Below are 23,530 nucleotides of genomic sequence, written 5' to 3' on the forward strand. Positions count from 1 at the left end.
ATACCCGGCAACGGGCCCGGCACGCGAGCTTGTTGCCTCGCGTGCCGGGCCCGTCTTTCGTGGCGCGCGGCATCCCCCTCGAATCACCGGGAATCGCCGCGCTTTCTCCCGACGACATCGACGCCCCGATTCAGGTTGTCGATGCCGTCGCGCGACATCACTTGTAGCTGGCGCTCAGCTTGGCGAAGTCCAGGCTGCCGTGACCGGTCGCGTAGTCCCAGCCCGCGCCGGCCTTGTAGCCATGCCCGTCATAACCGTTGTTGCCGGACGTGACGTCGTGCACCAGCGTCGGGCTGGCGGGCAGGTTCTGGTAAAAGCCGGGATTGGGGAAGCCGATGCTGTTGTCGTGCGCCGACTCGACCCGCGCGAAGCCGCCCACGAAGATCGGCGAGGCGAGGCTGGTGCCGCCCACCGGCCCATAACCGGTCTTGCCCTTGTGGACCAGGATCGCGCCGGTCGCGCTGGCCGCATCGAAGGACACATCCGGCAGCGCGCGCTTGGTGACCGACTTGCCCAGCGTGGCGGTTTGCCAGGCAGGCACGGGTTCGTACTGGCTGACGCCGCCGCCGGTCGCCCACAGCCGCACGGCATCGTCGAGCGCGCCGCTGCTGGTGGCGTCGGCAAAGCGCAGGCCTTCGTTCCAGGCCGTTTCGCCGGCCCAGGTGGTGGTGTTGGTGGTGGATAGCGTGGTGCCGCCGACCGCGACCACATACGGCGAGCTGGCGGGGGTCGACACGCTGTACTTGCCCAGGTCGACGGTCGATGTCAGGCGCGGCGAGCCGAACAAGGCATCGAACCAGTAGTTCGAGTCGCTGCCGACCACGCCGGGCTGGCCATAGGGCGAACGCGACCATTGATAGACGCCCGCGTCGCCCGAGGACACCGAGAAGATCTGCCCCTGCGCCACCGCCTGCTTGAAGGTGCTGTCGAGCGCGGCCAGCGCGCCGCTGCCGCCCGCCGCCGTCTCGTCCGCGCCCAGCGAGACGTTGATGATCTTGGCCTCGTTGTCGCTCACCGCCTTGTCGTAGGCGGCGGCGATGTCCGCATCGGAAGCCACGTAGCTGACGCCCGAGCCGTCGTCGATGGTATTGAGCGCGGAGTAGAAGATCAGCTGCTTGACCCCGCCCGAGGTGCCGATGATGCTCTGGCTGTCGAGATTCCACTCGCCCAGCGAATTGTCGTCGATCGGATTGAGGGTGCCCGATCCGCCGGCCACCACCTTGGTGTCGACGGTGGCCAGCCCGGCGTTCCTGGTGAAGATGTTGAGATCGGTGATGGCCTGCGAGACATCGCCCCAGGTGATGATGCCCACCGTGGTCTTGGTCGCCGCCGGCAGGCTGCCGGCGTTGTAGATCTTCGCGAAATCGGTCGGCTGGTGGGCCACCTGCGAGGCCGCGGCGGCCTGCGGCGCGGCCGCGTTGGCCGAGGCCCCCTGGTTGCGCGCCGGGTTCGCCGGCGGCAGGGCGATCTGCGGGTGCGGCGTCACCACGTTCTGCAGGCCGAGCACGCTGTCCACGGTCGCGCCCAGCTGCGCCGGAACCAGCGCGGGCGTGTCGTTCGCATACACCGGCTTGCCCAGGTAGCTGAAGCGCTTGAGGCTGGCATGGAAGGCGTTCTGCACGTCGCTCGCGTTGCCGCTGGCCGTGACCAGCTTGTTGTTCGCCGACACCTCGACATGACTGAAACCGCTCGCCTTCAGATGCGCGATCACCGCCTGCACCTGTTCGTCGGTGGGCGCGAAGCGGGCCTTGAACTGGGCCGGCGTGAGGTATTTCTGGTAGTTGGCGCTGCCCGGCTGCTCGATCTCCTTGAGCAGCGCGTCGAGCTCGGCCTCGTTGCGATTCTTCAGTGCCACCGCGATATGCAGCGGCTGGCTCAGTTCCAGCGGCGTGACCTGCGTGTTGGGCAGGGCCGGCTTGCCGGCGCTGTTGAGCGCGTAGCGGGTGGCGGCGGTACGCGCTTGCGTGGTGCTGGCGGTGCCGGCGCTCGCGCCGGCCGGCAGCAGGAAGGCCTGGGTGCGGGTGGCGACCCAGTTGCCGGGATCGGCCGCGTGCGCGGCAGGCTGCGCGAGCACGGCGGCCGCGATGGGGAGCAGCGAAAAGGCAAAACGCTTCAGGGCACGGCGCTGGACGGACTGATGGTTTGACATGTTCGACTCCGAACGGAAAGGCAGGAGATGAAATCGGCGATACCCGTCGAGGCTCGACGGGCTGCGCTCGCTTGCTGCGAGCACGGCGAAGCGGACGCGAATCACGGCGACATGTTTCCCTCCCGGCAAAACAAGACCGGTCGGGCGATCGGTGATCCACCGATGCGACCTTGCGGCCCCCTCGTATGCCGCCGCGCCGGGGGTGATCGGAGCGGCGACGCCAATGCGGCTGCGCTACCCGGATCGGGCAGGCCGCCTGTCATGCATGCGCTGATGCTGATATTCCGGAGTGCGAATCTCATCCCCGATGCGGGCGCATCGGATGAAATGCCTGGAAAGCGTTGGTGAGAATTTGAAAGATTGCTGAAGTGATGGGGAAGATAGTGGGGAAAATCGAATGGGTCAAATGTCCGGGAGGCATTTTTTAGTGTTTTTTCTCGGATGCTTATATGCCCGGCGGCGAGCATTCTTGTTGCCGCGACTTCGCTAAACACCCGAGGAAATCGACCATCTGGCGAGATTCCGCGAAACCGGGCAGGGATCTTTCGAGGAATTCGGATTCCGGAAAAGAAATATATTTCGTTTGATGATCGGCCGTTGATGGTCGATTTTGATTATTTGTTCGTGGTGGAAATGGCTGGCGAAATCCGGTGTTGTTTTACGAGGGATGAAAGGATTTTGTCAATTGCGCAAGTGCGATGCGATTGGCGCGATTGTTCACGATCGATGCGTGTCGTCGCGAACCTGCGCCGCGCGCGGCAGGTAATGCCCCGGCGTTTTCCCCAGCACCTTCTTGAACATGGTGATGAAGGCATTCACCGATTCGTAGCCGAGCTCCGCGGCCACACGCTGCACCGGCAGCCCCGTCGAGAGCCTCTGGATCGCCACCACGATGTGCAGCTGGCGCCGCCAGCGGCCGAAGCTCAAGCCGGTCTCGGCCATCACGAGCCGCGCCAGGCTGCGCTCGCTGAGCGCCACTTGCGCCGCCCATTGCGCGACCGTGGCGCGATTCGACGGGTCCTTGAGCAAGGCGGCCGCGATCCGGCGCAGTTGCCGTTTCGGCGACATCGGCAGGTGCAGCTGCTCCAGCGGCATGCCGCCCAGTTGTTCGAGCAGGACGGCGGCCAGGCGGCCGGTCGCGCTGTCTTCCTCGTAGTCGTGGGGGCGCTCGGCGAGATGGGCGATCAGTTCGCGGATCAGCGGCGGGATCGCGAAGGTGCAGCAGTGTTGCGGCATGCGCGCCGCGCCCGGCTCGACGAACAGCACGGTGATTTCCCCATTGGCCGCCACCCGGTTGCTGTGCGCGACGCCGCCGGGAATCCACACGCCGCAATGATGCGGCACTACCCACACGCCGCTTTCGACCAGGCAGGTGACGAAGCCGCGCCGCGCGATCACCAACTGGCCTCGCCGGTGCCGGTGAACCGGCAACTCGACCGCGTTGTCGCGCGCATCCAGGTGCAGGGCCACGGCGCGGGCCGAATGGTGATCCGGGTCGAAGGCGGCCGGGGCGTGGGTGGGGTTCGGGTTGCGCAAGGCTCACCCTTGCGCCGGCGCATCCGCATTGCCGGTGCCCTCGGCCAGCGCCTGGGCATCGCGCGCCAGCATCGCCGGCAGGCGATCGGCCAGGAACGCGATCCAGGCGCCGAGCTGCGGGCTGAGCTGGGCGCGCGCCGGGTGGGCCAGCTCGACGAGCATCGACGGCATCGTGTACGCGGGAAGCAGGCGCCGCAGCGTGCCCTTGCGCAGGCCGCCCAGGGCGATCGGCGCGGGCAGGATGCCGACGCCCATGCCTTGCTCGACGGCCACCGCCATCGAGGCGGCCACGTTGACCACGAAGGGATGCTGTTCGAAGCGTACCTGCTCGATGCCGGCGGGTCCGCTGAATTGCCAGTCGCTGAAGGGCATGCCGGGCGAGCGCAGGTGCAGGCAGGTATGCGCCTGCAGATCGGCGGGCGTTCGCGGCACGCCGTGGGCGGCCAGGTAGTCCGGCGAGGCGCAGACGATGCAGGAGATCTCGCCGAGCCGCCGCGAGACGATGCCGTCGCCGGCCGGCATGTCGGAGATGGTGAGGGTGCCGTCGTACATCTCGTTGAGGATGTCGACCGAGCGCTGAGAGAGCGTGAGGTCGATGCTGATCTGCGGATAGGCGCGCATGAATTCGGCGACCAGCGGCATCACGTAGTGCGTGCCGAAGCTGGTCATCGAATGGATGCGCAACTGGCCGCGCGGCACCTGGGGCGGCTGGTCGGTGAGCAGTTCCGCCTCGGCGAATTCGAGGTCGGCGAGAATCTTGCGGCAGTGCCGCAGATAGCGTTCGCCCGCCTCGGTCAGTGCGACGCGGCGGGTGTTCCGGTTCAGCAGCCGGGTGCTCAGGTGCGCCTCCAGGTCCGACACGGCGCGCGAGACCTGGGCCGTCGAACGCTGCAACGCAGCCGCGGCGCCGGAGAAACTGCCTGATTCGGCGACTCGCACAAAGACGCTCATGTTTTGAGTCGTGTTCATCCCTTGCCCACGGCGAATTCATCGAATTTCAGTATCCCATGCGTGCGCCCGGCCGGCGCGAAGCCTGACCGTTTTTAGGGATAAATTGCCTGGATCGTGATATCGAGACGATCGCCGGCGGCCAGTCGTGCCAAACTGCGGCATCCACCCCATCAGGAATCGTCAGGAGGATGCATTTGACCCCGAACACCCCCGCCCACGCCACCGACGCGCTCGCGCGGCAATTCGAGTTCCTCGCCGAGCTGGACAAGCTCAAGTCCGTGATGCGCCAGTCGCCGCTGATCGATCGCAGCCGCAAGGAAAACTCCGCCGAGCATGGCTGGCACCTGTCGATGTTCGCGCTGACGCTGGCCGAGCATGCCGGCGAGGTCGACGTGCTGCACGTGGTCCGGCTGCTGCTGGTGCACGACATCGTCGAGATCGACGCCGGCGATCATCCGATCCACGCCTCCAGCGCCGAGGCCGCGCAGATCGAGGCAGCCGAGCGCCGCGCCGCCCGGCGCATCTTCGGCCTGCTGCCCAGCCCGCAGGCCGAGGCGATGCTGGGCCTGTGGGAGGAGTTCGAGGCGGCGCAAACGCCCGAGGCGGTGTTCGCCAAGTCGCTCGACCGGCTGCAGCCGCTGCTGCTCAATACCCTGACCGACGGCGGCACCTGGACCGAGAACGGCGTGAGCGAGCAGCAGGTGCTGGAGCGCTACGGCCCGGTGATCGAGCGCGGCTCGCCCGTGCTGTGGGAAGCGGCGCGCCAGCGCGTGCGCGCGCATTTCGCCTCGCGCGAGGCGCGGGCCGGCCAGCCGGGCTGATCCTCGCGCCTTCCCTCCAGGTCGCCTCGCGCGGCCGCGATTGCCCGAATTGCGGCCCGGCAGGCGCGCAGCTCGCGCGATCGGGCCGGGCGGGCTTGCGCTAGCGTAGCGTCTTCGTCCCACGAGACCGCCGCCACCTCGCCATGACCGCCACGCCGCCCGATCCGCATCCGGCCCAAGCGCATTTCGATCTCGCCCTCTCGCTGGTCGCGCAAGGCCGCCATGCCGAGGCCGAGCACGCCTATCGCCAGGTACTGGCGATCCTGCCCGGCGCCGCGGTGGCGCACAGCAATCTCGGCAACGTGCTCGAGGTGCTGGAGCGTTTCGCCGAGGCCGAGGCGCATGTGCGCCTCGCGTCGGTACTCGACCCGAACCTGCCCGAAGCCCATTGCAACCTCGCCAGCCTGATGCGCCATGCAGGGCGCCTCGAGGAGGCCGAGCTCGCCTATCGACGCGCGCTGGCGCTGCGCCCCGACTATCCCGATGCGCTGTTTGGCCTGGCCACGCTGCTGCTGAGTCTCGGGCGCTTCGAGGAGGGCTGGCCGCTCTATGAGTCGCGCTACGCGCACCCGCGCTTCGTGCACCAACGCACCCGCGCCATGCTGCCTTGCCCGCAATGGCAGGGCGAGCCGCTGGCCGGGCGCTCGCTGCTGGTATGGCAGGAGGATGGCCTGGGCGACACGATCCAGTTCGCGCGCTACCTGCCGATGCTCAAGGCCGCCGGCGCGAGCCGCGTGAGCGTCGCCTGCATGGGCGCCCTGCATCGCCTGCTGGCGGGCGTGGCCGGGGTCGACGCGGTGCTCGATCACGACAGCGCCCAGGCGCGGGCGGCGAGCTTCGATTGCTGGACCAGCCTGCTCAGCGTGCCCGCGCATTTCGGCACCTCGGCCATCACGATTCCGGCGCCCGTCGTCTTGCCGATGGAGCCGGCGCGGCTGGCACGCTGGCGCGCCCGTCTCGATACGCTCGATACCTTGGCGCCCGGAGCCGGGCGCAAGGTCGGGCTGGCATGGAAGGGCAATCCGCAACATCACAACGACGCGCATCGCTCGCTGCCGTCGCTGGCCGCGCTGGCGCCGCTCTGGTCGGTGCCCGGGATCGGCTTCGTCAGCCTGCAGAAGGGCGCGGGCGAGGACGAGATCGCGCCCGCGGCGGCCAGCCAGCCGCTGCTGGCGCTCGGCGCCGAGGCGGAGGACCTGGCCGACAGCGCGGCCATCCTCGCCCAGCTCGACCTGCTGATCTGCGTGGATACCTCGGTCGCCCATCTCGCCGCGACCCTGGGCGTGCCTTGCTGGGTCTTGCTGCCGGGGCGCGACGTCGACTGGCGCTGGATGCACGGGCGCGAGGACACCCCCTGGTACCCGGCGCGTCTGCGCCTGTTCCGGCAATCGGATGGGGAGGGATGGGAGCGGGTGGTGGCTCGCGTGAGACAGGCGCTGGGAGAGTGGGCGAGGACGCCTTCGACCTGAGCGGCTCGGACCATGCCCGGCGCGAATCCCGCATGCGCTTACCTCAGCCCGCGCCCCACCTGCCCGACTTGGCCCGCAACGTCTCCACCGCGAGATCCACGAAGGCGCGCACCTTCTGGTTCACATGCCGGCCTTCGCGATGGATCACGTGCACCGGCAGCGGCTCGATCTCGTAATCGGCCAGCACGATCCGCAGGCGGCCCGCCGCGACTTCCTCGGTGATCTGGTAGGAGATGCCGCGCATGATGCCCAGGCCCGCCACCGCCGCGTCGATCGCCGAGTCGTTGGTGGTGGTGGACAGGCGCGGCTGGATCGACACCAGGGTCTGGCGCTCGCCCTCGCGAAAGCGCCACTCGGCCGTGGGCGCCGCGCTCACGCTCTGGATCGTGACGTGCGAGGCCAGCTCGTCGGGATGCCGGGGCGTGCCATGCGCCTTCAGATAGGCGGGCGAGGCGCACAGCACGCGTCGCACCTTGCCGACCGGGATCGCCTGCAGCGAGGAATCGGGCAGCTCGCCGATGCGGATCCCCACGTCCACGCCCTCGTCGACCAGGTTGACGATGCGGTCGAGAAACCAGCATTGCACGTTGACGGCCGGATAACGCCGCAGGTATTCGTGCGTGATCGGCAGCAGATGGAGCTTGCCGAACATCACCGGCGCGGTGACGGTCAACTGGCCGCGCGGCGTGGTGTTCTCGCTGGCGGCGCCCAGCTCGGCCGCGGCGATGTCGGCGAGGATGCGCCGGCTGTCCTCGAAGAAGCGCGCGCCGGCGTCGGTCACGCGCACCACGCGCGTGGTGCGCGTGAGCAGCCGCACGCCGAGATGCGCCTCGAGTTCGGTCACCACGCGGCTGATCACCGAGGGCGAGACGCGCAGCTTGCGCGCGGCCGAGGCGAAACCCTCGGTCTCGACGACGGTGACGAAGACGGTCATTGCCTGATGCTTGTCCATGGGCGGGGGGGAAGATGGTAGGGCCGGTGAGCGGGCGCGATGGCCGTAAAGATAGCAGCATCGGGCGCCGTCGCCGGGCCGATTGAACCCGGCGGCGCCCGTCTCAAAGATCGAGCAGCAGGCGCGAGCCGCCGCCCGATGCCGGGCTGGCCGGCACCGCGCAGCAGATCAGCGCCTCGCCCTCGGCCACCTCGAACTCCGGCGCTCTCGGATAGGCCACCGCGCCCTCGACGACACGTGCGCGGCAGGACCCGCAACTGCCGCTGCGACAGCCGTATTCGGGCGCGAGCCCGCGCGCCTCGGCCAACTCCAGCAGCGAGCCCCCGTCCGGCTGCCAGCGCGCTTCCTTGCCCGACTTCACGAAGGCCACGGGCGTCGGCTCGGTGGCGGGCTCGCGCGCCGGTGCGGCCGCGGCGGCGGCATCGCGTCGTCGCTGCAGCCCCGAGGGGCCGAAGGCCTCGGCATGGATCCGCGCGTCGGCCACGTTGAGGTCGCGCAGCGCGTCGTACATCGACTGCATGAAGCCGCCGGGGCCGCACAGATAGAAGTCGTAGTCGTCGAAGGGCAGGGTGCGCCGCAGCAGCGCGATATCGAGGCGGCCGCCGAAGTCGTAGTCCTCGTGCGCTTGCGCGCCGACCGTGTCGCTGAGCGCGCGCACCACCGTCACCGCGCCCTTCGAGGCGGCGGCCAGTTGCGCGATCTCCGCGGAGAAGGCCCGCTCGCCGAGCGAGCGCGCCGAATGGAAGAACCAGGTCGGCCGCACGCGGCGCTTGCGCAGCCCCTCGTACACGATGTGCCGCAGCATCGCCAGCATCGGCGTGACGCCCACGCCCGCGGCCAGCAGTACGGCCGGCCGCGTCTGCGCCGCGTCGATCGTGAAGGCGCCGGCCGGCGCGCGCGTCTCGAGCGTGCTGCCCAGGCGCAGCGTGTCGTGCAGGTAGGCGGACACCAGCCCGTCGCGCTTGACGCTGATCCGGTAGACGCCGTCGGAAGGCGCGGTGGACAGCGTGTAGGTGCGAATCAGCGCACGCTCCTGGCCCGGCGGCGTGACGCGGATCGGCAGGTGCTGGCCGGCCGCGTGCGGCAGCAGGCCGGCGCCGTCGGCCGGCTGCAGGTGGAAGGAGCGGATCGCCGGCGTCTCGTCGACGATGCGGGTGACCTCGAAGGGGCGCCAGGCATGGGCCAGCGCGGCGGCCTTCAGGCGGCTGGCGGCCTCGTCCCAGCTGCCCGTCATCAGCGAGTTCGGCGACCAGCCGTCGGCGCGAAAGCGCCAGCGCAGCGGCATCGCCTGCCGGCGATGGATCACGCGGCGCGGCTTGAAATGCCACAGCCGCTCGGCGCCCTGGAAGGCGGCGATCTCCTCCGATTCGAGCTCGACGCTGGCCTCGCCCGTCATCTGCAGCATGTCGCCCGTTTCGAAATCGACGAACACCAGGCCGGCGCGCGGATTGACGAGGAAGTTGCCGAGCGTGGCGAAGAACAGGTTGCCGGCGAAGTCGGGCACGGTCAGCCGGCCGTCCTCGTCGATCCTGACAAAGCCGGCATTGCCGCCGCGATGCGAGACGTCGACCTGGCGCGCCTCGCCCTCGCCGACATAGGAGGCGACGAAGAAGGTATCGGCCGCCGCGATGATGGCGCGGGCACGCGCGTCGAGATGGTCGAACTCGAGCGGGGCGATGTCGGTGTATTGCGAGGGCTCGCGCACGAAACCGAAATCGCGCAACTGGATGTACTGCGGGCAGTTGCCGAAGCTCTGCCGCACCTGCACGTCGAAGCCGCCGGCCGTGTGCGCGCGCAGCGTGCCGTTCATGCGGTTGCGGCGGCGCGTATGCAGCTCGATGCCGAGCAGGCCGATCGCCGCGCCTTCGTACAGGCCGGGCGCGGCCGGATCGGCGGGATCGACGCCGGCCTCGACATGCAGCCGCCCCGGCTCGGGCGACTGCATGAAGCCGGGATGGCCGCTCAGGAAGCTCGCCCAGGCATCGCCGCGTTCATCGACGGCACCGAACGCGATGAAGGGCAACTGCGCGTAGAACTCGCGATGCTGGTCCGGCATGTAGTCGCGCACCACGCGCTGGCCCACCTCGTGCATCTTGCCGGCCACGCCGGTCTTGCGCTGGATCGCCAGCTCGCCCTCGTGCCAGGGCGATGCGGTTTCGGTGTGCGTGAGCTTCATGCCAGGACTCCCGGGAAATTGCGTGTCGTTCAGGCGGCCAGGCCGACCGGCGTCTTGCGGAACTCGACGAAGCCGGGCAGCGCCTCGATGCGGCTCAGCCAGGCATTGATGCGCGGGTAGAACGACAGGTCGACGTTGCCCTCGGGGGCCCGCGAGATGTAGCCGTACAGCGCGACATCGGCGATCGTCGCGGTCTCGCCCGCGATGAAGGCGTGGCCGGCCAGTTCCTCGTCGATCAGCTTGAGGATCCGGTGGGCGCGCGCGATCACCTCGTCGGCATGGTAGCTCGCGCCGAACACCGTGATCAGGCGCGCTGCGGCCGGGCCGTAGGCGATTTCGCCGGCGGCCACCGACAGCCAGCGCTGCACCGCCGCTTCCTCGACCGGCGCCTCGGGCAGCCAGCCCGGCTTGCCGGCGCGGCGCGCGAGGTAGACCAGGATCGCGTTCGAATCGGCGATCACCGTCTCGCCGTCGACCAGCACCGGCACCTGGCCGAAGCGGTTCAGCTTCAGGAACTCGGGCGACTTGTGGGCGGCGGCGGCCAGGTCGACCTCGATCGCGTCGTACTCGATGCCGAGCAGCGACAGCAGCAGGCGCACGCGGTGCGAATGGCCGGACAGCGGGTGGTGATAGAGCTTCATGGTGGAGTCCTCTGGGTCTGGGCGACCGGACCATCCGATCGCATGAAGCCAGTCTAGGGACGCGGCGCCGGGCGGGGAATCGGCCGCGGCGCGAATGGATTCTTCTCGAAACGCGAACAGTGGCGCGCAAGGCAGGGGGCGGAATCGTCGGATGAATGGCCGCCGGAAGCGGCGCAAGCACCCTGCGGTCAGCCTTGCGCAACCCGTCATCGAGACGTCACGCGCTGGACGTGCCGACGACATGTCGACGATGTGCGAGCCGGAATTCGGCAAGTCTTTCCAGTGCGCGACGCGGCTTCCAGGTAGGGATTTCCGTTGCCTGGCGCGATACGTTCGAACCCTGAAAACAAGGCTCGTGTCATGCGCTTCAATAGTGATCCTGAGCTTTCTTGTCGGCGGAATTTCCCCTAAAGTATCGACGCCTCGGCGCGGCCCCGGCTGCCTTGGCGGAACCCGAGACGGAAAGGAACCACGATGAGTTTTGCTCCGAACGGCGGCGGCCTGCTCAGTGCGATCGGCGGCAGCCCCTTACCCAGTCCGCTCGGCGGACTCGCCGGTTCGCTGGCCTCTGGCGTTGCCGGCCAGCTCGGCCCGCTGGCCGGGGTGGCCAGCCATCTCGACACCGTGCAGCGCGCCATGCAGCTCGCGCAGACCGGCTTCTCGCTGCTGAACCGGCCGCCCTCGGCGATCGCCGAGTCGATCAACGGTCAGGTGGCCGGCAGCAGCGCCACGCTGACCCAGGCCAACCGCTACGTCACGCTCGACACGCCGCTGGGCCAGGACGTGCTGCTGGTGAGCGTGGCGATCGTCGACGAGCAGGTGAACCGGCTGCCGGAGATCCATCTCGACCTGCTCTCGCATCGCAACGACCTCAAGCCGGCCGACCTGATCGGCCAGCAGGTCAAGCTGCGCCTCGACCAGCAGCCCACCCAGGTATCGCTCGAGCGCGTGACGGCCTCCAGCGGCGATAACTATCGCTACTTCGACGGCTACGTGTGCTCGTTCGACCGCGTCGGCAACCCGGGCAGCGTCACGCAATACCAGATGTCGGTGGTGCCGTGGTTCTGGTTCCTGACGCGCTCGACCGATTGCCGGATCTTCCAGAACCAGAGCGCGCGCGACATCCTCTCGACCATCTTCACCGAGCACGGCTTCTCCGATTTCGCCTTCGACATCCGCAATGCGCAGAAGCCGCTCGACTACGTGGTGATGTACCAGGAGTCCTATTTCAACTTCTGCGCGCGGCTGATGGAGCAGGAGGGGCTGATCTGGACGCATCGCTACCAGAAGGACAAGCACATTCTCGCGATCGGCGACACCAACGGCGTGTTCCGCCCGATCGACGGGCTGGCGAGCGTGCCCTACGCGGACAGCGCCTCCAGCGAATACAACGGCATCGACCAACTGCACGAGGGCGGGCGCTTCGGGGTGGGCAAGGTGACCTACCGCGACTTCAACCACCAGACGCCGTCCTCGCCGCTGATGATGGTGCAGGCCGAATCGCTGACGCTCACGCATGCGCGGCTCGATACCACCGAGCGCTTCGAGCACCAGTCGCTCTACGACCACAGCGACGACGGCAACCGCTATGCGCGCTACGCGATCGAGGCAGAGGAGGCGCAGGCGCATCGCTACACGGGGCAGGGCTACGCCTGGCGCATGACGGCGGCCGGCAGCGTGAGCGTGACCGGGCATCCGGTGGCGGCCGACAACCAGGAGTACGTGGTGCTGCAGGTGCGCCACGAGGCGGTCAACGACTACACCCAGCACGCGGCCAGGCTGCCCTATCGCAACAGCTTCGCGCTGCTGCCGCAGAAGGTCGCCTATCGCGCGCAGCGGATGACCACCAAGCCGCTGATCCAGGGCACCCAGTCGGCCATCGTGGTGGGTCCCAAGGGCGAGGAGATCCACACCAACGGCAGTTGCGTGAAGCTGCATTTCCTGTGGGACCGGCGCGGCAAATGCGACGGCTCCGATTCGATGTGGATCCGCGTCTCGCAGCCCTGGGCCGGCGCCGGCTGGGGCGCCGCGGCGATCCCGCGGATCGGCCAGGAGGTGCTCGTCGCCTTCAACCAGGGCGACCCCGACAACCCGGTGATCGTCGGGCGCATGTTCAACGGCGAGCAGGGCAACCCGTACCACGGCGCGGCCGGCCAGACCATGGGTATCAAGAGCCAGACGCACAAGGGCGCCGGCTCCAACGAACTGCTGATGAGCGACGTGGCCGGCGCGCAGATGCTCTACCTGCACGCGCAGAAGGACATGAACACGGTGGTGGAGGACGCGCAGACCACCTCGGTGCTCAAGGGCGATCGCACCGTCCACGTCGCCAAGGGCAACGACGCGACCACCGTCCATGTCGGCGACCAGAAGACCGTGGTGGCGCAGGGCAAGACCGATTACCAGGCGCCCAACGGCACGCACACCATCGAGGCCAAGGAACTGTGGATCAAGATCGGCGGCGATGCCGGCACGAAGATCCACATGACCGGCGACGTGATCGAGATCTACAAGGGCAAGTCGGTGATCCACATCGACGCCGACAACATCAAGGTGCAGGCCGCGCGCACCGACATCAATCCCGACAACAGCTGAGCGAGCCGGCGAGCATCGCTCACCCACCAGGAAGCCGAGCATGTACCAGATGCACGAGGGCAGCTTCGCGATGCCCGAGGCGTGGCAGGACAAGACCATGAACGTATTCGTGTCGGCTGCCACCGGCACCGAGGGCGTGAGTTTCGTGATCACCCGCGAGCCCCTGCCGTGGGGCATGAAGTTCGCCGAATACACCGCGGGCGAGATCCGCAAGCTGGCGCGGCAGGTCAGCGACTACGCGGCGGTCTCCAGCGAGGAAACCAGCGTGTCGGGCCGCGAGGCCTTCGCGCACGAATACACCTGGACCAACAACCGCGCGCCGATCCAGCAGCGCCTGACGATGGTCGAATACGGCCGCGTGGTGCTGATGCTGACCTTCACGGCGCCGGGCGCGATCAGCGACACGCAGCGCGAGCAACTTCAGGCGCTGATCGCCAGCCTGCAGTTGCGCGAGCCGGCCTGAGCGGGGCAGCGGCCATGTCCGATTCCACCACGCCCACCTACCAGGAGCCGAGCGGCAGCGCCGAGCAGCGCGTCGCGAACCTGCAGACGCTGGAGGACGGGGAGAAGACCAAGCAGCAGCAGATGGGCTGGGTGGACGGCGCCAACTACGGCATGACCGGCGCCGACATCGGCTATGCCGCCTACGCGGGCGGCTCGGCCGCGCTGGCGGGGGGCGCCGGCGGCGCGGCCGCGCTCGGTGCCGGCGCGCTGGCCGCGGCGCCCGCGGTGATCGCGCTGGGTGGCGCGATGCTGCTGGACAAAGTCGGCGTGACGGGCGCGATGGCCAGCGGCTTCACCCGGCTCGGCGACGCGCTCGGGCTCACCATCGGCCGCGGCGACCCGCACCCGGCCTGCGTCGGCGATGACATCGCCCATTCCTCGGGCTTCTGGGGAATGATGGTCGGGCTCGCGGTGGGCGTCGCGATCGGCGCGGCGATCGCCGCCACGGTCGCCACCGGCGGGCTGGCCGGCGCGCTGATCGTCGGCTGCGTGATGGCGGGCGGCCTGAGCCTGGGCAGCGCGCTCGCGCAGGCCAGCCAGAGCATGGGCAGCAACTGCGGCAAGATCATGACCGGCTCGCGCACGGTCTACTTCGAGAAGAAGAAGGTCGCGCGCGTGACGGACCTGGTGCAGTGCGAGCATCACTCGGGCGCGCCCGAGCCGCTGGTCGAGGGCAGCAGGACGATCTTCGTCAATGGCCTGCCGCTGGTGCGGATCGGCCACGAGACGCATTGCAGCGGCAAGGTCAACTCGGGGCGCAACAGCATCTGGATCGACAAGACCACCGGGCAATACGGGCCGAAGAATCCGGAGCTGACGGCCGGCCAGGAATTCCTGGCCGGGCTGCTGGGCGGCCTGATCGGCGCGAAGCTCGGGCATATGGCGGGCGAGCGCTTCCGGCCGAGTTCGACCGAATCGGTGGAGCAGACCGGCGTCGACGAGAACAAGCGCACCTGCGAGAAGGATCCGGTCGACGTGGCGAGCGGCGAGCTGGTGGAGCGCCGCCGCGACCTCTACATCCCCGGTGTGCTGCCGCTCGAGCTGGCGCGGCGCTATCGCACCCGCGCGACCGGGCACGGCCTGCTCGGCGAACGCTGGACCGACAACTGGTCGCAACGGCTGACTCGCGACGGCCGCGTGGTGCGCTTCCATGACGGAGCCGGGCTGGTGCTCGGCTTCGATGCGCCGGCCAGCGCCTTCGACGGCATCAATTTGCGCGAGCCGCGCTATCGTCTGGTCGGCAGTTGCACCGAGCCGCGGATTCTCGATCGCGACACGCGACGGCTGCTGATTTTCGCCGAGCTATCGGAGGTGGGTGCGGCACGACTGGAGCGCATCGAGGATCTCGACGGCAACGCGATCCGCTTCGGCTACGACGAGCAGGGCCGGCTTGCCGAACTCGCGCACAGCGATGGCTATCGCGTCGCATTGCATTATCACGGCGAGCAGCGGTACCCGCTCGCGATCGTGCTGCACGATGCGGATGGCATCGTCCATCGGCTGGTGGACTATGTCCACCAGGGCGGACGTCTGGTGGAGGTCGCGAGCCGCCAGTTCGGCGGGTTCCGCTACGACTACGATGACAACGGCTGGATGACGCGCTGGCGCGATACCGACCAGACCGAGGTTCACTATCGCTACGATCGCGATGGCCGCGTGATCGAGACCGGCACGCGCGAGGGCTACCACGGCGGGCGCTTCGTCTACGAGCCGGGGCGCACGCGCGTGATCGATGCCGACGGCGAGTCGATCTACGACCACGACGCCGACGGCCTGGTGGTCGCGCACCGCAATGCGCTCGGCGCCACCGAGCGCTACGAGTGGGAACTCGGCCGCTTGAGCGCGCGCATCGACCCGCTCGGGCGGCGCACCGACTATCGCTACGACGCGCGAGGGCAACTGGTCGGCGTGATCGAAGCGAGCGGCCGTGCGATGGCCTTCGAGCACGACGAGGAGCAGCGGCTGGTGGCGGTGGTGCTGCCTTCGGGCGGGCGCATTCGGCTCGAATACGATCACCTGCGCCGCCTGATCGCGCGCACCGAGCCCGACGGCACCCGCACGCAATATCGCTACGGTTCGCGCGGCGAGCTGCTGCGGGTGGTTCGCGGCACGGCCGAGACGCGCTTCGACTACGACGCGCGCCTGCGGCCCAGCGAGGTGGTGCTGGCGAGCGGCGCGAGGTTTCGCCGCGAGGTCGACGTGTTCGGGCGCCTGCTTGCCGAAACCTCGCCCGATGGACAGCTCACGCGCTTCGACTACACGCCGGGCCCCGACAACCCGCGCGGCCTGCTGCGCGCCGTGACGCGAGCCGACGGCTCGGTGCTGAGCGCGCGCTACAACAGCGAGGGCCTGGCGATCGAGCAGGTCGATCCGCTGGGCCGCGTGATCCGGCGCCGCTACGGGCCGTTCGACCTGCTGACGGCCAGCATCGACGCGGCCGGCCAGGAAACGCGCTACGAATACGATCATCGCACCTGCCTGAGCCGCGTCACCAATCCGCTGGGCGAAACCTGGACCTACGACTACGACGCAGCGGGCCGGCTACGCTCGGAAATCGACTGGGGAGGGCGTCTCACGCGGTACCGGCGCGACGCGGCCGGCCGCCTGCTGGCGCGCGGCCTGCCGGACGGCACCGAATGGCGCTACAGCTACGACGCCCTGGACCGCATCACCGCCATCGACGCGGGCGATGTCCGCATCGTCTATCGCTACGACGCCGGCGGGCGGCTCGCCTCGGCCGAGGTGCAGGGCGAGCACCCGCACCTGACGCGCTTCGCCTACGATGCGCATGGCCGCCTGATCGGCGAGGACCAGCATGGCGACTTGCTGCGCCATGTCTACGACGAGTCGGGACGCCGCTGCCTGCGCGCCACGCCGACTCGCGAGACGGTCTACGCCTATGACCCGCTCGGCGCGCTGACACGCGTCGGCGGCCTCGAGATCGAGCGCGACGGGCTCGGACGCGAGATCGGCCGGCACGCGGGGGCCTTCGTCGCACGCGTGGAGTACGACGTGTGCGGGCGGATCCGCAAGCAGGTGGCCGGCCCCGAGGAATTGCTGGCGATGCTGCAGACCGATCCGGCCGGCGCGATCGAACAACTGACTCGCCAGGTCTATCGCTACGATGCGGCAGGCGAGCTGGCTGGCATCGACACCGAGGCCGATACGATCGACTACCGGCGCGACGTGCGCGGCCAGGTCACGGCTGTCGACGCGGCGCGGCAGCCGGCCGAGCGCTATGGCTACGACGCGGCGATGAACCTGGGCGCGCACGGCGAGCAGGACACCGGCGAGGCGCATCGCCATGCGCCCGGCGGTCTGCCGGAGCGCGTCGGCTACGCGCGCTGGCGCTACGACGCGCGAGGTCGCGCGATCGAGAAGACCGTCGAGCGGCCGGGCTTCCGGCCCAGGACCTGGCGGTACGACTGGGATGGTCTGAATCGCCTGGTCAAGGTGAGCACGCCCGATCACGGCGTGTGGACCTATCGCTACGACGCCTTCAACCGGCGCGTCGACAAGCGCCGGGTGGGTGCGCGCGAGAGCACGCGTTATCTCTGGGACGGTCCGGCCCTGGCCGAGCGCTGGACCGAACTGCGCGACGGCACCACCGGCGAGGTGGTGACCTGGCACATCGACCCGGGCAGTTTCCGTCCGCTCGCGCAGGAAACCGACGACGGCCTGTATCCGGTGCTGACCGACCAGGTCGGCATGCCGAAGGCGATCTTCGATGCGCGCGGCGAGCGTGTCTGGAAGGGCGCGCATTCCCTGTGGGGGCGGCTGCTGGCCAGGCCGGCGGCCAACGACGAGGCCGGCACGCTCGACACCACGCTGCGTTTTCCGGGGCAATGGGCCGACCAGGAATCGGGGCTCAGCTACAACCTGAACCGCTACTACGATCCGGATTCGGGCCAGTACCTGAGTCCCGATCCGCTTGGCCTGGCGGGCGGCCTGCGCACCCAGGGCTACGTCGAGAATCCGACCGGGCGCATCGATCCGCTCGGGCTGTCCGGCTGCGAGGAGTTCGACGTCAACAAGGTCACGGCCAAGGACATCCCGACCTTCGCCAGCGGCAAGTTCAACGAATGGTTCGACGCGCGCACGCCCGAGGAGATCTCGACGATGTACGAGCAGCCGGCCCTGCGCGCCAAGATCGAATCGGGATTGCGCGGCGCGGGTGGCAATCACGAGATGCTGATGGTGGCCGAGGCGCCGCAGTGGAAGCAGTGGGACGTGAGTGCGAAGCAGGTGCAGGAGGACTTCGCGATCCCGATTTCGGACCTCAACGAGGGCGGCCTCGCGAACGGCTGGAAGCACTCGACCGGGCTACCGAACTCGAAGGCCCCGGGCTCCAAGATGGTCCATAATCAGCTCCAGTCGATCATCCAGAACTCGAGCAGCCTGTCGGATTTCAAGCAGAACATCCGGCCATGGGCCGACAAATGGATCACCGGCGGCTACGATGCGCTGCCGTCGGGTTTTCATCAATAGGAGAGCCTGAATCATGGCATCGCGCGATTATTCCGAGGACGAGGATTTCTACACGCAGAACTTCGAGAAGAAGGGCGTGCTGTCGGTCTGGCTCGGCATGCGGGATCGCAGCGGCGATACCGACATCGATACCTTGCAGGACTTGTGCGGTGTCGGCTACTACCGCCTGAGCGATCAGGAAAACAATCATTTCGATTTCCAGATGAGCGATATCGGCGACCTGCTCGCCGATTTGTCCTATGCCGATTCGTATCGCGACGCGGTGTTGGCGGCGGCCGCGGCGCGCGGTATCACGCAGGCCCGAAGCGTGTTGGTGCAATACGATTTCGCCTACGATCCCAAGGTCGTCACGCGCAAGATCGACGAGGATCCGCTGTTCCTCGGCGTGTTCGACTACTCGGACCAGTGAGCGAGGACGAGGCCGTCGAGGTATTGCAGCTGCTCGCGTCCGACACGCTCTTCGCGGGGCTGCCGGACGCAGCCGTGGCAGGCGCGATCGTGATCGCCGAGCTGGATCGGGCCTTCCTGCTTGCGTTCGAGCAGTCCCTGCCGGAGGGCTATCGCGTCTGGCTCGATGCCATCGAGCAATGCCGGGCCCGCCTGCGTCGGCACCCGCGGTTCGATGCCGCCCAAGCTTACGTCGAGCGATGGATGCTGGATTGCCAGCGCCGCCAGGCCGGCGAGCGCATCGAGCATCGCAAGCGAAGGCTCGCCGGCAGCAACACGCCGCGCGACGATTTCCGTTGGTCCGAGGCGCGCGAGGATGCGATGTTCGTGCTGGCGACCCTCGCGATCCATCGTTGGCTGGGGCTGCCGGCCGAGCGCTGGCTCGACGGGGTCTTGCAGGCTTATCGGCTGGGCGGCTGGCCTTGCGGGCTTCATGAGGACGGCCGGCTGGTGATCTTCGACCCAGCCTCGCTCAGGTAGGCGCGGCGATCGAACCGCCGGCTTCGGGCATCGGCCCGGCGCCGGCGGCCTGACCGGCGCCGGGCGCGTCCCTACTTGGCCGCCGCCAGCTTCGCCAGCGCCGCGGCCACCCCCGCGCCATAGGCCGGATCGGCCTTCGCGCAGTTCTCCACGTGGCGCTGCTTGACCTCCTCGCGCGCGTCGCCCATCGCCCGCGCCGTGTTGTCGAACAGCGCCTGCTTCTGCGCCTCGTTCATCATGCGGAACAGGTTGCCCGGCTGCTGGTAGTGATCCTCGTCGACGCGATGATCCCAATGCGCGGCCGCGCCGTCGATCGCCAGCGGCGGCTCGTTCAACTGGGGCTGGTCGGTCCACTCGCCCTTGCTGTTGGGCCAGTACGAGGGCGTGCCGCCGAGGTTGCCATCGGTGCGCATCGCGCCGTCGCGGTGATAGCTGTGGAACGGGCACTTCGGCGCGTTCACCGGGATGTGGTTGAAGTTCACGCCGAGCCGGTAGCGCTGCGCGTCCGGGTAGGAGAACAGCCGCGCCTGCAGCATCTTGTCGGGCGAGTAGCCGATCCCCGGCACGATGTTCGAGGGCGAGAAGGCGGCCTGCTCGGTTTCGGCGAAGAAGTTCTCGGGGTTGCGGTTCAGCTCGAAGTAACCCACCTCGATCAGCGGGAACTCGCCCTTCGGCCAGACCTTGGTCAGGTCGAACGGGTTGAACGGGAAGGCCTTGGCCTGCGCGTCCGTCATCACCTGGATGAACAGCGTCCAGCGCGGGAACTCGCCGCGCTCGATGCTCTGGTACAGGTCGCGCTGGTGCGATTCGCGATCCTTGCCCACCAGTTGCTCGGCCTCGGCGTCGGTCAGGTTCTCGATGCCCTGCTGGCTGCGGAAGTGGAACTTCACCCAGCTGCGCTCGTTGGCCTCGTTGATGAAGCTGTAGGTGTGGCTGCCGAAGCCGTGCATGTGGCGGAAGCTGCGCGGCAGGCCGCGCTCGCTCATCACGATGGTGACCTGGTGCAGCGCCTCGGGCAGCAGCGACCAGAAATCCCAGTTGCTGTCGGCGCTGCGCATGCCGGTGCGCGGATCGCGCTTGATCGCGTGGTTGAGGTCCGGGAACCGCAGCGGATCGCGGAAGAAGAACACCGGCGTGTTGTTGCCCACCACGTCCCAGTTGCCTTCCTCGGTGTAGAACTTCAGCGCGAAACCGCGGATGTCGCGCTCGGCATCGGCCGCGCCGCGCTCGCCCGCCACCGTCGAGAAGCGCGCGAACATCGGCGTTTGCTTGCCGATCTCCGAGAAGATCTTCGCCTTGCTGTAGCGCGTGATGTCGTGCGTGACCGTGAAGCTGCCGTGCGCGCCCGCGCCCTTGGCGTGCATGCGCCGCTCGGGGATCACCTCGCGGTCGAAGTGCGCGAGCTTCTCGATCAGCCAGACGTCCTGCAGCAGGGCCGGGCCGCGCGGGCCGGCGGTCTGGATGTTGAGGTTGTCGCTGACCGGGGCGCCGGCCGCGTGGGTCAGGTAGGTCGGGGTCGTCTTGTCGGACATGAAACTTCTCCTGAACTTGAGTGTGGGGAGCGCGCGCCGATCGGTTCGGCACGACGCGCTGCCGGCGCGGCAGCGGGCTGCATCGCGCGAGGGCAGGTGTTCCGTGGCGGGGTCTCGCGCATCGCGCCTCGCGGCAGGCGATGCGCGCAGCGGATTCTGGGCGAAGCCGCCGCGGCTTGCAGAGATGGTCCCGGCAGGCGCGCGGCGCTTCGCGGCAGTTTCGGCGCGGATCGGCTATCGTATTTGCAGCGCGGCGCGAGACGCATCGAAGCCCACGGAAAACGCAATCAGTTTCCCTTGTTCGATAGTTAATCTCAATAAAAACCGCGCGACGATTGCTGCCATTTCACGTGCAATCCGGACACGGGGCGCGGCGAGACAGGCGGGGGATGCCGGTAGCGGGCGAGGGCCTGCCCGCGGGTTCAGGCTATCGGGTCCATTCGAATATTGAATTTCACAGGCCGGCGGCGTTCCGGCGATAGTGCTGACCCAACAAGAGACCGCGCAATCCTGGCGGCGCACGACCCTCGAACTGGAGAACCAGCCGGCATGACACCCGAACCATCCATCCCCGGCCAATCCGAACACGGGACTTCCCGGCAGGCGGGCGCGGCGCCCGCGGTGCTGGTTTCGCTGCTGAGGGCAGCCGACGTCGAGATCGGCGGCAAGCGCGCCTGGGACATCCAGGTTCACGACCGCGAGGTCTATCGGCGCATCTTCTCGAGCTGGTCGCTGGGCTTCGGCGAAGCCTACATGGACGGGCTGTGGGATTGCGAGCGGCTCGACGAGCTGTTCACCAGGCTGCTGCTCACCGATATCGACATGGCGGCGCTCGGCATGGCCAAGCTGCGGCTCGGCTACGAGCACCTGCGGCATCGCCTGTTCAACCTGCAGTCGAAAAGCCGCGCGTTCCAGGTGGGCGAGCAGCACTACGACGCCGGCAACGACGTGTTCGAGGCCATGCTCGATTCGCGCATGATCTATTCGTGCGGCTACTGGGAACACGCTACCGATCTCGAGCAGGCGCAGTTCGACAAGCTCGACATGCTGTGCCGCAAGCTGCAGTTGAAACCTGGCGAGACCCTGCTCGACATCGGCTGCGGCTGGGGCGGCCTGGCCAAGTTCGCCGCCGAGCGCTACGGCGTGAAGGTGACCGGCGTGACCGTCTCCAAGGAGCAACTGGCGCTGGCGCAGGAGCGCTGCCGCGGGCTGCCCGTCACGCTGCTGCTGCAGGACTATCGCGAGCTGCAGGGCAGCTTCGACAAGATCGTCTCGGTCGGCATGTTCGAGCACGTCGGCCCGAAGAACTACCGTACCTACTTCGATACCGCCAGGCGGCTGCTGGCGCCCGAGGGCATCTTCGTGCTGCATTCGATCGGCATCGCCAGCGAGTCGGCCGGCACCGATCCCTGGATCGACCGCTACGTGTTCCCCAACGGCAAGCTGCCGGCGCCGGGGCAGATCGTCGAGGCGGTGGACGGGCGCTTCCTGATCGAGGACTGGCACAACTTCGGCCCCGACTACGACCGCACGCTGATGGCCTGGTGGGCGCGTTTCGATGCGGCCTGGCCGAGCCTGAAGTCGAGCTACGACCTGCGCTTCTATCGCATGTTCAAGTACTACCTGCTCTGCTGCGCGGGCTTCTTCCGCTCGCGCCAGGGGCAGCTCTGGCAGATCGTGCTGACCCATCCGCAGCGCCGCGAGACCTATCGCTCGGTGCGGCTGAGCGCGAGCTCGGCGCGCTGAGGTAGCGGGCAGGACGGCGGCGCCTGCCCGCGCGTGCCGGGCGAGTGCCGGGCCGGTGCTTCGCGGGGCGAAGCGGCCCGCGCCGGCGCTTGTCGCGCGCGACGCGACGATGGACAATCGCCGGGCCGTCCCCGCGCGCGAGCCATCGCGTGCGGCCTTCGATCCGCTTGCGCCCCGAACCATGCACGCCTCGTTCCGTTCCTGCCTGCGTCTGCTGCCGATCCTCGCCATGCTGCTGGCCGCGCGCGAGGCGCTGGCCGTCGATCACGACATCCTCTGGAAACGCATCAGCGGCCAGTGCCTGCCGAACTACCAGGCCCGCGAAAGCTACAGCCCCTGCGCCTTCGTCGATACCGCGCACGGCTACGTGCTCTACAAGGTCGACCGCGATCCCTATCAATACCTGCTGCTGCCGAGCGAGCGCATCACCGGCATCGAGGATCCCCGCCTGGCCGCGCCCGGCACGCCCAACTACTTCTGGTATGCCTGGCAGGCGCGCGCGCTGCTGGCCGAGAAGCTCGGCAAGCCGCTGCGCGAGACCGACATCGCGCTGACCGTGAATGCCGAGAACGCGCGCACGCAGAACCAGCTGCATATCCATATCTCCTGTCTCGAGCCGAAGGTGCGCGCGATGCTCGACACGCTCGAACCCGACAAGCTGGGCGATGACTGGTTCGCGCTGCCGGGGCGCATCGGCTGGCACAGCTACATGGCCAGGAAGATCGACGCGGCCGATCTGGCGCATACCGATCCCTTCGCCCTGGTGCGCGAGAAGCTGGCCGCCGAGCACGAGCCGCTGGCCTATACCGGCGTGGCGCTGGTCAAGCTCGACGCGCGACGCTTCCTGGTGCTGGCGGCCACGGGCAATGCGCTGCTCGGCGTGCCGGCCGAGGAGATGCAGGATCATCGCTGCAGGATCGCCGGTTGAGCGCTGGTTGAGCGCTGGTTGAGCGCTGGTTGAGCGCTGGTTGAGCGCTGACTCAGCGAGATTCGGGCGCAAATCGGGCAGCGCGAAAAATTCGACGACGGCCGTCACAAACGGG

At 68.4% G+C, this 23,530-nt stretch carries 16 protein-coding genes; 9 read left to right on the forward strand and 7 right to left on the reverse strand.

Features of this window, described 5'->3' with window-relative positions; all coding sequences use genetic code 11:
- Positions 1-157 precede the first annotated feature (157 nt).
- The 3 genes from BM43_RS29405 to BM43_RS29415 form a co-directional block, all read right to left on the reverse strand.
- Positions 158-2,149 carry a S53 family peptidase gene (locus BM43_RS29405; RefSeq protein ID WP_036052162.1) on the reverse strand — a complete coding sequence of 664 codons (1,992 nt, stop codon included), beginning with the start codon at positions 2,147-2,149 and terminating at the stop codon, positions 158-160.
- Between the two features lie 717 nt (positions 2,150-2,866).
- Positions 2,867-3,685, reverse strand: a complete 819-nt coding sequence (locus tag BM43_RS29410; protein WP_036052161.1) for an AraC family transcriptional regulator — start codon at positions 3,683-3,685, stop codon at positions 2,867-2,869.
- Between the two features lie 3 nt (positions 3,686-3,688).
- Positions 3,689-4,654 (reverse strand): LysR family transcriptional regulator, encoded by a 966-nt coding sequence (locus BM43_RS29415; RefSeq protein WP_025099660.1) that lies wholly within the window; start codon positions 4,652-4,654, stop codon positions 3,689-3,691.
- A gap of 170 nt (positions 4,655-4,824) precedes the next feature.
- On the opposite strand from BM43_RS29415, the gene BM43_RS29420 reads away from it, so the two are divergent.
- Both BM43_RS29420 and BM43_RS29425 read left to right on the forward strand, forming a co-directional pair.
- Positions 4,825-5,457, forward strand: coding sequence for an HD domain-containing protein (locus BM43_RS29420; protein ID WP_036052160.1), 633 nt, complete (start codon positions 4,825-4,827; stop codon positions 5,455-5,457).
- A 143-nt stretch (positions 5,458-5,600) separates the two neighbouring features.
- On the forward strand, positions 5,601-6,926 hold the full coding sequence (locus BM43_RS29425; protein ID WP_036052159.1) for a tetratricopeptide repeat protein: 1,326 nt from the start codon (positions 5,601-5,603) through the stop codon (positions 6,924-6,926).
- A gap of 43 nt (positions 6,927-6,969) precedes the next feature.
- On the opposite strand, the gene BM43_RS29430 is transcribed toward BM43_RS29425, so the two are convergent.
- The 3 genes from BM43_RS29430 to BM43_RS29440 form a co-directional block, all read right to left on the reverse strand.
- A complete protein-coding gene (locus BM43_RS29430; RefSeq protein ID WP_013697241.1) occupies positions 6,970-7,878 on the reverse strand; it encodes a LysR family transcriptional regulator in 909 nt (302 codons plus the stop codon).
- A gap of 103 nt (positions 7,879-7,981) precedes the next feature.
- A complete protein-coding gene (locus BM43_RS29435; protein ID WP_036052158.1) occupies positions 7,982-10,054 on the reverse strand; it encodes a 2Fe-2S iron-sulfur cluster-binding protein in 2,073 nt (690 codons plus the stop codon).
- A 29-nt stretch (positions 10,055-10,083) separates the two neighbouring features.
- Positions 10,084-10,695, reverse strand: a complete 612-nt coding sequence (locus BM43_RS29440; protein ID WP_013697243.1) for a glutathione S-transferase family protein — start codon at positions 10,693-10,695, stop codon at positions 10,084-10,086.
- 474 nt (positions 10,696-11,169) lie between these two features.
- Between BM43_RS29440 and BM43_RS29445 the strand changes: the two genes are divergently transcribed.
- The 5 genes from BM43_RS29445 to BM43_RS29465 are packed head-to-tail and all read left to right on the forward strand — an operon-like array spanning position 11,170 to position 19,209.
- Complete coding sequence (locus tag BM43_RS29445) at positions 11,170-13,290, forward strand: type VI secretion system Vgr family protein (RefSeq protein ID WP_013697244.1); 2,121 nt, start codon at positions 11,170-11,172, stop codon at positions 13,288-13,290.
- Positions 13,291-13,330: 40 nt separating this feature from the next.
- Complete coding sequence (locus tag BM43_RS29450; RefSeq protein ID WP_013697245.1) at positions 13,331-13,753, forward strand: DcrB-related protein; 423 nt, start codon at positions 13,331-13,333, stop codon at positions 13,751-13,753.
- Positions 13,754-13,767: 14 nt separating this feature from the next.
- Positions 13,768-18,282 carry an RHS repeat-associated core domain-containing protein gene (locus tag BM43_RS29455; RefSeq protein WP_045577493.1) on the forward strand — a complete coding sequence of 1,505 codons (4,515 nt, stop codon included), beginning with the start codon at positions 13,768-13,770 and terminating at the stop codon, positions 18,280-18,282.
- A 13-nt stretch (positions 18,283-18,295) separates the two neighbouring features.
- Positions 18,296-18,691: a hypothetical protein gene (locus BM43_RS29460; protein WP_036029918.1), complete on the forward strand. Its 396-nt coding sequence runs from the start codon at positions 18,296-18,298 to the stop codon at positions 18,689-18,691.
- On the forward strand, positions 18,688-19,209 hold the full coding sequence (locus tag BM43_RS29465; protein WP_052409168.1) for a hypothetical protein: 522 nt from the start codon (positions 18,688-18,690) through the stop codon (positions 19,207-19,209). The genes BM43_RS29460 and BM43_RS29465 overlap by 4 nt, the downstream gene beginning before the upstream one ends.
- A gap of 71 nt (positions 19,210-19,280) precedes the next feature.
- Here BM43_RS29465 and BM43_RS29470 read toward each other — a convergent pair whose 3' ends face one another.
- Positions 19,281-20,741, reverse strand: a complete 1,461-nt coding sequence (locus BM43_RS29470) for a catalase (RefSeq protein WP_036052157.1) — start codon at positions 20,739-20,741, stop codon at positions 19,281-19,283.
- Positions 20,742-21,290: 549 nt separating this feature from the next.
- On the opposite strand from BM43_RS29470, the gene cfa reads away from it, so the two are divergent.
- Together cfa and BM43_RS29480 are read left to right on the forward strand one after the other, a co-directional pair.
- Positions 21,291-22,487, forward strand: a complete 1,197-nt coding sequence (gene cfa / locus BM43_RS29475; protein WP_036052155.1) for a cyclopropane fatty acyl phospholipid synthase — start codon at positions 21,291-21,293, stop codon at positions 22,485-22,487.
- A 181-nt stretch (positions 22,488-22,668) separates the two neighbouring features.
- A complete protein-coding gene (locus tag BM43_RS29480) occupies positions 22,669-23,415 on the forward strand; it encodes a CDP-diacylglycerol diphosphatase (RefSeq protein ID WP_036052153.1) in 747 nt (248 codons plus the stop codon).
- Positions 23,416-23,530: the final 115 nt, after the last annotated feature.

The sequence above is a fragment of the Burkholderia gladioli genome (assembly GCF_000959725.1).
GTDB classification, from domain to species: domain Bacteria; phylum Pseudomonadota; class Gammaproteobacteria; order Burkholderiales; family Burkholderiaceae; genus Burkholderia; species Burkholderia gladioli.